At 72.8% G+C, this 1446-nt stretch carries 1 protein-coding gene; it reads right to left on the reverse strand.

From position 1 onward, the window contains the following. A partial coding sequence (locus tag ABZS69_RS67045) for a LamG domain-containing protein (protein WP_355395671.1) occupies nucleotides 1-1446 on the reverse strand: 1446 nt, incomplete at both ends.

Consider the following 1446-nt stretch of genomic DNA (forward strand, 5'->3'; position numbering starts at 1 on the left):
GGTCCGCACCAAGGCGCCGGTGTCGGTGTCGGCAGCCCTCATACCGAGGGTCCAGCGGCCCTGCTCCTTGTCGAAGCCGAGCTGGAACCCGGCCGTCCGGCTGCCCGGCTGGGCCACCGCGAAGGTGTCGACGGTGGGCAGGTAGTCGAGCTGGACCCAGGCTGCCACGGTGAAGCTCGACCTGGTGTTCACCGCGGGCCCGCCGCTCTGGGCATAGCCGTTGACGCCGTCCAGCGCGAGCGCGCCGTCCAGCCAGCCGGCCGTCCACGACGCGCCCCCGGCCAGCGTCGCAGCCGTCGAGCGGCCGGAAGCCTCCGCCGCGCTCGTGCCCGACTCCTCATCCAGCTGCCAGTGGCCGACCAGCGTGGCAGCGCTGTTGACCAGATCGGCGACCTCGTCGGCGAACATCGCCCGGCCATAGACGCGGACCTCGTCCACATCACCCGGCCAGGACTCCGCCGCCGCGCCGTTGACCTTGCCACGGCCGATGGTCAGCGGCCCGGTGGCGTTCCACGGCTGGGTGAAGGCGACCGAGGACTCCAGCTTGCCGTTGACATAGAGCGAGATCTGGCCCGCGGCCGAGTCGTAGACCCCCACCAGATGGGTCCACTCGTTCAGCCTCGGGGCGGCGGCCGACAGCGCCTTGACCGTCGCGGCGCCGTCGGCGTCCGAACCCGCGCGCACCAGCGCCCAGCGGTCATCGCCCTTGGAGTACTGCAGCGCGAAACCCTCGGCCCTGGCGCCTTCCTGGGTGACGACGGTGGCGGTGGCGGCGTTGCCCGTCAGCCTCGCCCAGGCGGAGACGGTGAAGTTGCGGCTGGTGTCGGTGATCGGGCCGGAGGTCTGCGCGTAGGCGTTGGCCAGGCGCAGCCCCATGCCCGTCCTGCCGGTCGTCCACGTGGCCCCGTACAACGTGGCCGGGTGGGCATTCGCGCCGTCGGCGGCCACGGTGCCCTGGCCCTCGTCCAGGGTCCAGTGACCGCTGGGCGCGCGGCCGGAGTTGACGTTGAAGACGTACGTGCGGATCGGGCCGAGCTGGCCCGCGCGGTCCTTGCTGCGTACCGACAGGACGTTGGGGCCGTCGTGGCGCGGGGTGAGCGCGATCGTGGCCGTGCCGTCCGCGGCGGGCGCGACCTCGGTCTTGGGCGTGGTGTCCAGCCCGTAGACGTAGGCGGCCACGTCGGTGACGCCGTTGGGGTCGAACGTGAAGGTGCCCGCCAGGCCCACGCCGTCGTTCCAGGTGTCCTCGGAGTACTGGGGCGAGGACACGACCGGCTCACGGCCCGGGGCGGTGGCGTCCACGGTGGCCTCGCACCAGGGGCTCCACGCGCTGGTGGCCTTGCCGTCCTCACCCCGCACGCGCCAGCGGATCAGCGCGCCGTCGGCGTACAGGCTGACCGGGATCGTCGCGTAGTAGGCCGAGCCGGACGAACCGGTCCCGGTGAC

This window comes from Nonomuraea sp. NPDC005650 (assembly GCF_040605375.1).
Classification (GTDB): Bacteria; Actinomycetota; Actinomycetes; order Streptosporangiales; family Streptosporangiaceae; genus Nonomuraea.